Genomic DNA, 4,628 nt, shown 5'->3' with positions numbered 1-4,628 from the left:
ATTAAAACGGGGTCATGATCACTTGCACGTCCATGCTCTTCCATAAAAGCCGCATTAATATGGACAATATCAACTGCTGTTCGTAAAGAAAGGTTTTTTGAGACTAGAATGTGATCGAGCACTTGTAAATTCCCTTGGTATGCATACGTGTAACGGTCAACGGAAGGGATAAGGTCAATCATATTTGTCATTTCCTTGCCTTTAAGGGTTTTGAGTGTTTGGGTGAATTCAAAGTCATTCATATCCCCAAGGGCGATAATATTAGCATTTCGATCCTTTGATTGTATATCCTTTATGAATTGGTTGACGATCGCTGCTATTTTGACACGCTGTTCTTCACTTGATAGGACGGCAGGCTGTGTCTTACCGAATAACGGTAAGTCTCCCCCTTTAGAATTGAAATGATTGGCAATCACGACCACCTTATCCCCATTAAAGGAAAACTGTGCGGCCAGCGGTTTACGGCTGCTCTTAAATGCAGCGTTATTCGGCTCTATGCGTCCAGGATTCAAGGTGAGTTTTCCGTTCTCATAACCGACTGCTTCATTTGCTGTTCCTTTTGGCGCATCGACAAGGGATACACGCTCTGGATTATAGAGGAAACCAACACGGATATTGGCACCAGGAGCACCGCCGTCCTCGTTATTATTTGGAGCGATATCGGTATAGGCATAAGTTGGACCGCCAAGTTCCTTAATCTGATCAATCAGTACCTGGTAGCTCATGCTGGCATCTGTATTTCCGCTGTTTGTGGCACCGTCATTGTCCTGAATTTCTGTCAGTCCAATAATATCGGGCTGATTTAAGTTTTCTGCAATAGCCTTGGCCAGCTTTGTCGTTTTCTCCATACTTGTTTTCGGCGAGAAGTTCTCGACGTTATAGGAGGCAACGGTTAACTTCTTCGCATGCTGCTTCAATTTCGTCTTTTCCTGCTTTAGTTTTCCTTCTTTTAAATCAGGCAGAGTTTCATGATCAGCGAAGATTCGGTAGTTGCTGAATCCATAGCTGACGACCCCTGTAATATCGCCAGTAAAGGAATCACCGGTTTTTGCCACGAAGCTGGAATCATCGATATCAATAATTAGCCGTTCTGGATTAAAGTCATCCTCCTTAATTCTCAGACCTTTAGCCAAAGTGTTGACCGGCGTGTACTTGGAGACAACATATAATTCGCCATAATCCTGTGGAGCAATTACCTTCGGTTTTGCAACCTTGACGAGCATGCCCTCCAGGCTTTCATAATAATCAATACCGTCCTGCCTTGGATCAAACTTTGTGAATTGATCATTGTCAATGATTTTTGTCGGTTGTCCTTTAAGCGGGCTGATTTCAACCGGCTTTGGCAGGGCTTGTCCTGTAGCTGTGACCGTTATGGAAGTAGCGTTAATTTCGGTGACAGGAAGGTCTGTCTTTAATTTTTCTGAATATCCTTCCAACACCCATTCCTTCACCTGTCCGCTTACTTTTACCGTATCTCCGGCAGATAGGCCGTGATTTCGTTTATAAACAAGAATTCCTTCTGATGTGGCCGGGTCGTTATCAGGCTTTAGTGACTGGATATAGACATTACTGGCATCAGCCACATATGTGACAACTCCCTCTACATTAGCAACATATTGATTCTCATAGGGAGAGTAGTGGGCTGCTCCTTGGATGTCATGTATTTCTAAGCCGTTTATGGCAATGTAGTACGTAAATGTTGCGATATCGCTATCCTTAAATCCATCAGCAATCACAACAGCTTTAATGGTTGTATCCTTCGTGATTTCGATAGGACCGGAATAGCGTGTACTATCTATAGTTGGCACAGTGCCATCTGTCGTATAATAAATCGCGCCGTTCTCCGTGTCTGATGTTAGCGTGATCGTTGTACCGGATGTGACGGCACCTGAAGGGACGGAGCTGACAGGTTCAGCCGCTTTTGGTGCAGGGTCTGATTCATCAACTAACGTAAGTGCCGTTGGGTTTTTTAAACCAGGTACGGTGAAATAGGCTTCAAGGGAACCTGTGACTTGAACTTTGCTTCCAATTTTTGTCGGGTTTGTCTGCAGGCCGAATTCGGCACGGAAGTTTGCTGGCAGTTGAACAGGCATCAGCTTAGATTTGTCCTTTTCATTTGGTGTATCAGCAAGGGCGAAATTGAAATCGTTGCCAAATGGCGCCTCGAAATCATAGCTGTTATTCCCGGTTGTATGAGCGACGATATACCCTTCAACGGTCGCAGAGCCAGAATTATTGGCAATCGCTTCAGCAACTGAAATAGGGGCTGCTGCATGAGAAACTGTGCTTGGAATTAGAATCGAAAAAAGGAAGAAAAAGAGTAAACTTGGCATGAAAAAACGTCTTTTGAAAAACGTCAGCATGTGACACGCTCCTTTATCATTTTTGTCAGTTCATCCATATACTACAAAATACGTAGAAGGCTAGATAGTGTGGGAAGTATCATCTTTTGACTGATAAATGGCAGTGATGCAGGCAGAAAGAACTAGTCGTCTTGTCTGGTTTACATAGAGAATAAAGACCATGTTTATGAGTGCTTAGTGCAAAGGAATCGGAATAAGCCTTAAAAGTGCAGCTTATGGACCGTATTTGGCAAGATAGGGAACAAATCCTGCGGTTTATCGATAGAGGTATGACATTACATAAAAACTTCCTTATTATTGGTATAGAGGAAAAACATAGGTGATATTGGAAGGGTGTTTGAGGGGATGAGACTTATCTTAAATATTGATAGGGGATTTAAGGAAAAGAAAGTGATCATTGAGGCACCTCATTTAGATGAAGAGGTGCAAGGAGTCATTAACGCTGTGCAAGAAAGGGAACATCCATTCTTGATAGGCAGGAAGGGGGAACGGCAGCATATCCTGCATGTTACAGATATTCATCTTTTTCATTCTGAGAAAGACCATGTGGAAGCTGTGACAAAGGAAGAATCTTTCATGATTCGTGAAAAACTGTATGAGCTTGAAGAGATGCTTCCAGCGAATCGCTTTATCCGTCTGTCAAAATCGGCTATCGCCAATTTATATGAGCTAAGCCATTTTGAGGCCTCCTTCAATGGAACTCTCTGTGTCCATTTTAAATCTGGTAGGAAAGAATATGTGTCGAGGACTTATGTTCCAGCAATTAAAGGAGCATTGCGAATGAATAGGAGGAAAACAAAATGAAGACGTTTATTTACCGCAGCTTAATAGGTGTTTTTTTTGGAGGATTCCTTCATGTTTTAATAATCAGTTTAGGAATTCTTCTTTCCCAGGCAGAGACCATCAATGCGGATTTATTTTTGAAGAATGCACTTGGGGTCATCATTTGTGCCTGGTTTTTTACAGTCAGTCCGATGTATTTTGAGATAAAAAAATGGAGTCTGCTTCAGCAAACGCTCCTGCACTTTATGACTGTCAGCACTCTTTTTTTCCTTCTTGCTTTCACAATTGGCTGGATTCCGATCTCTATGCCAATTATATTGAAGCAAATGGTGATATTTATCGCAATCTACCTGATTAGTTGGACAATTTTCTTTCTCTATTTCAAATATCAAGAAAAGGTACTGAATGAGCATTTAAAGCGATTGTAATACCCTAATTCCTATGAATAGTCAAAAAAAGACAAAAAACATACCGGAATTTTTCATACGGTGTATAATGAGGAGTGTGTCAGCTTGTTTGGCCAATTATTCAGTGGATTGAAATAGGAGGCAAGTACATGACGATTATGACAGAAACAATAATGGAGCTCATTTCAGTAGAGCAATGGGAAGAGGCCTATCCAATCATCACGCAATTGCGTACGAATCTAGATAAGCATTCCTATTTTGAATTAATGGATGAGATGAGAAAGGATGGCTATCGCTTATTCGCTTTTTATCGAGGTGAAGAGATGGCTGCAGTCATTGGCATAAGCGTACGTGTGAATTTCTATAATAAGCGTCATGTGATGGTGCATGATTTGGTAACAAACGAAGAGGAACGCTCCCAGGGCATTGGAGAGAAGCTTCTCGCTTTTATCCATGATTGGGCGAGAGAAAATGGTGCGAAGTATGTTGCACTTGAATCAGCCCTGCCACGAACAGATGCCCACCGGTTTTATGAAGAGAAGCTAGATTATGATAAATGGAGTTATTCCTTCAGGAAAGAATTGTAAATATCCTATGTAGACAATCGGCCCCATTTCGCCGATTGTTTTTTTATGTCCGGCCTGTCAAAAGGACTGCTTCCATATCATGGTCAAAGTCAGATTGGCACTGCTATTAGAAGGATTTGCAGGGAGAATGCGGACGACAATTGCCCCTGGTGAGAAGGTAACCTCAGGCCGGTGGGTAAGAGGGAGGCTGTTAATCAGTGCGATGACTTGATTCCTTTGTCCTCGCTGGGCAGCCTCCATTAATTGGCGGGCAAAGGTCGGATTGCTCTCGACTTGATTGGTGATGGTATAAAGATCACTAATCATTTCCTTAGATAAATTGGCGGAATTCACAAATACCTGTGTATTAATAGGCGGATATTGCTGTCTTTGCTCAAGATTCATGCTCATGTGACTCCTTTACTTGATTTGTCCTGTTTGGAACCATCGATTTATTCCGTTCATTCATATACCTATGCTGCGGGGCTCTTTTGGGTGATAATCATGAG

5 protein-coding genes are annotated in these 4,628 nt (G+C 42.2%); 3 read left to right on the top strand and 2 right to left on the bottom strand.

The features are described 5' to 3' along the window. On the bottom strand, window positions 1-2,363 hold a 2,363-nt coding region (locus ACI35L_RS17505), incomplete at its 3' end, for a DUF6359 domain-containing protein (RefSeq protein WP_439803443.1). Window positions 2,364-2,708: 345 nt separating this feature from the next. On the opposite strand from ACI35L_RS17505, the gene ACI35L_RS17500 reads away from it, so the two are divergent. The 3 genes from ACI35L_RS17500 to ACI35L_RS17490 all read left to right on the top strand — a co-directional run bounded on the left by ACI35L_RS17500 (window position 2,709) and on the right by ACI35L_RS17490 (window position 4,140). Then, a complete protein-coding gene (locus ACI35L_RS17500) occupies window positions 2,709-3,167 on the top strand; it encodes a LytTR family DNA-binding domain-containing protein (protein ID WP_439803442.1) in 459 nt (152 codons plus the stop codon). Further along, window positions 3,164-3,574, top strand: a complete 411-nt coding sequence (locus ACI35L_RS17495; RefSeq protein ID WP_049671303.1) for a DUF3021 domain-containing protein — start codon at window positions 3,164-3,166, stop codon at window positions 3,572-3,574. The genes ACI35L_RS17500 and ACI35L_RS17495 overlap by 4 nt, the downstream gene beginning before the upstream one ends. 128 nt (window positions 3,575-3,702) lie before the next feature. Beyond that, window positions 3,703-4,140 carry a GNAT family N-acetyltransferase gene (locus ACI35L_RS17490; protein WP_082197132.1) on the top strand — a complete coding sequence of 146 codons (438 nt, stop codon included), beginning with the start codon at window positions 3,703-3,705 and terminating at the stop codon, window positions 4,138-4,140. A gap of 57 nt (window positions 4,141-4,197) precedes the next feature. On the opposite strand, the gene ACI35L_RS17485 is transcribed toward ACI35L_RS17490, so the two are convergent. Next, window positions 4,198-4,524 carry a hypothetical protein gene (locus ACI35L_RS17485; RefSeq protein WP_049671302.1) on the bottom strand — a complete coding sequence of 109 codons (327 nt, stop codon included), beginning with the start codon at window positions 4,522-4,524 and terminating at the stop codon, window positions 4,198-4,200. Window positions 4,525-4,628 lie beyond the last annotated feature (104 nt).

The organism is Pradoshia sp. (assembly GCF_051873915.1).
Lineage (GTDB): Bacteria > Bacillota > Bacilli > Bacillales > Pradoshiaceae > Pradoshia.
The sequence above is the reverse complement of the archived record's forward strand: the minus strand, read 5'-3'. Positions and strand labels throughout refer to the sequence as shown.

Excerpts from the sequence above, each read along its gene's own strand:
- ACI35L_RS17490 (WP_082197132.1), top strand. The coding sequence starts at position 3,703 with ATGACGATTATGACAGAAACAATAATGGAGCTCATTTCAGTAGAGCAA.
- ACI35L_RS17495 (WP_049671303.1), top strand. The coding sequence starts at position 3,164 with ATGAAGACGTTTATTTACCGCAGCTTAATAGGTGTTTTTTTTGGAGGA.
- ACI35L_RS17485 (WP_049671302.1), bottom strand. The coding sequence starts at position 4,524 with ATGAATCTTGAGCAAAGACAGCAATATCCGCCTATTAATACACAGGTA.
- ACI35L_RS17500 (WP_439803442.1), top strand. The coding sequence starts at position 2,709 with ATGAGACTTATCTTAAATATTGATAGGGGATTTAAGGAAAAGAAAGTG.